The organism is Paraglaciecola hydrolytica, assembly GCF_001565895.1.
GTDB lineage: Bacteria > Pseudomonadota > Gammaproteobacteria > Enterobacterales > Alteromonadaceae > Paraglaciecola > Paraglaciecola hydrolytica.
Genome location: NZ_LSNE01000005.1, coordinates 93658 through 94331 on the forward strand (window position 1 = coordinate 93658; position 674 = coordinate 94331).

The window sequence follows — 674 nt, forward strand, 5'->3', positions numbered from 1 at the left end:
CTTCGGTAGCTCGGTTAATCGCTACCATGACACTGATGGCTTTGGGGTAGAGCATAAGGTTGTCGCGATGCCAATAGCCGAAGTCTTGATGCCACTCCCACGCTCCACCTACATAGGGCTCTTTCATCATAATTTTGGTGCTAGTGTGATAAGTCGGCTCGCCAATTAAATCTTCACATACATCCACTAGACGGCGACCACGAGAAAACATGCTGTAAAAGTCATCACCCGTTTCTTGCCACAAACACACTTTACTCACAGCGCCGCCTGAATCTTTTTTCTGCCATGCTTTTGCATTCAAAGAGTCGTCATTAAAGGCGGCATCTTGCAGACGTTTGATTTCTTGTGAGTTGTAATAGCCTTTTACTAACACGTAGCCATCGCGAAAGTAGTCTTGTTTTTGTTGGTCTGTTAATTTTATTTGAGTCATAGTGCCTCCAAATGGTTAAATCTTTTAAGTTTAATTGTTAACAATGATAGAGTGCTGCTAAAATAATGCAAGATATTATTCCTATATGAATGCAGTATTTAAATATAAATGTTGGTGGGGTGGGTTTAAAGTGACTTCTTTGCCATTAAGTCAGCATAAATGACGCTGCAAATAGAACTGTTTAAAGGTTGTACCCAAAATTATTGGAATTTGCACGGCGGCGGCAAATGAGTGAGACCCCATA

Annotated in this window: 1 protein-coding gene; it reads right to left on the minus strand. The window is 41.1% G+C overall.

What is annotated here, in order from left to right:
* Positions 1-430 (minus strand): phytanoyl-CoA dioxygenase family protein (locus tag AX660_RS08445; RefSeq protein WP_162266409.1); only part of this gene is annotated, 430 nt, incomplete at its 3' end.
* Between the last annotated feature and the right edge of the window lie 244 nt (positions 431-674).